Source organism: Paenibacillus algorifonticola, assembly GCF_000971975.1.
GTDB lineage: Bacteria > Bacillota > Bacilli > Paenibacillales > Paenibacillaceae > Pristimantibacillus > Pristimantibacillus algorifonticola.
In genome coordinates, this window is sequence record NZ_LAQO01000094.1 from 1 (window position 1) to 1,447 (window position 1,447).

The 1,447-nt window shown below is 46.0% G+C and carries 1 protein-coding gene; it reads right to left on the minus strand.

The features are described 5' to 3' along the window. Window positions 1–164: 164 nt before the first annotated feature. Entirely contained in the window at window positions 165–1,316 is a 1,152-nt protein-coding gene (locus tag WH37_RS33070; protein ID WP_046234933.1) for an IS4 family transposase, read from the minus strand. Window positions 1,317–1,447: the final 131 nt, after the last annotated feature.

A 1,447-nucleotide genomic window follows, 5' to 3' on the forward strand; every position in this document is an offset into this window, starting at 1 on the left:
CACTAGCGTTGCATAAACTATGACATTGATTTTGTCTGAAGATTAAGAAAACGATAGTTGGTCGTAAAAGCCAAAAGGTCAATTGCCTCTTAAAAGGTAACTTGTCCATTTGGATAAAATATGTAAATATGTTCACGAAAGTAATGTGCTAAGTAACTTGCCGATCAGACCACAGCTTCACGTCGTCGTCTTCCTTGCGAGCTTCGACTTGGCTTTCGCTTCATCCTTAGCAACCACTCTGCATAGGGTTGCCACAATAACGTGGTCAGCCAGCGGCTCAGTTGCAACAAGCTGTGGTCCACTTTTGTCTCTAGCTTGACTAGTAGGAGCAAGCAAAAGGCGATAAGGGCGATCCAAATCTGGTTGTAGACGGCTTGCTCACTATGACCGTGAAAATGCTTGATCCGCAGGTGTTGCTTCATCCATTTGAAGAACGTTTCAATCGCCCAACGACTCCGATACATGTCACTAATCTCATCACAAGAAAGATCAAATCGGTTCGTGACCAAGAACAGTAAGTTGCCTTGCGAGTCTTGCGTTTGAACCATTCGGAGCTTATGCTTCATCTTCTTCTGATGCGAACCAACACGTACAACGACATCTTCGCTGACGCTGCTGTTTGTGGGTACAGCCAGGAATTGAAGCGGCTCTAGGCAAGTGTTGTTTTTGAGACGTGTGACGAAAGAGATGCCGCTTTCGCAGTAGCGATCGAATGCGGCGTAATCCATGTAGCCACGGTCGAATACATAGGTGACATCTGGTTCATCGACAAGCTTGTCGAGCTCCGTCCGATCATGCTTCTTGGCAGCTGTGATGGTTGCCTTCTCTGGCATGACATCCTGCTCACCGACAAATGCCAATCGCATGTGGATCTTGATGCCGGCTTTCGTCTTTCGAAACTCGGCCCATTTGTACTTCTGCAAGCACAAAGCAACGGTTGTGGAATCGATGATCTTCATCTTATTGCGATGAGTTGGTGCACGGTACGTCGAGAAAATCTGCTTAACAAGACGCTCGAACACCAGTTGGAGCAACTCCGGATTCACCTGGTTGTGTTTGCGACTAAGTTGGGAAGCTGAGATTGACGTGAGTCCAAGCTCTTGCTGGAAGGCGACACTCCCCACATCGTCGGCGATATGCCGAAGTCCTTCTCTGCCATGCAGTTGTGCATGAAGGAACAACTTTAGGTACGCAGATGTCGTTAATTTTTTCACGTATTTATCTTGCCGAGTTTCAGACAACTGATCTGTGAACGTTCTCGTACATATTGGCGCTAACCATTTACCAAACGAAGAAAATAGCGTATGCTTGTCCATGCGATGATCCTTTTCAGTGGATTATGGACAGGGCTACCTAACCATATCTATTGTAAAGGATTTTTTTGTGCGCAAATTTCGATGCTACAGAAAGTTATGAAGATTCAGAGAACATTTATGCAACGCTAGTG

What these genes read in the sequence shown, in the direction of transcription:
- WH37_RS33070 (WP_046234933.1), bottom strand. Translation starts at nt 1,316, where the DNA reads ATGGACAAGCATACGCTATTTTCTTCGTTTGGTAAATGGTTAGCGCCA.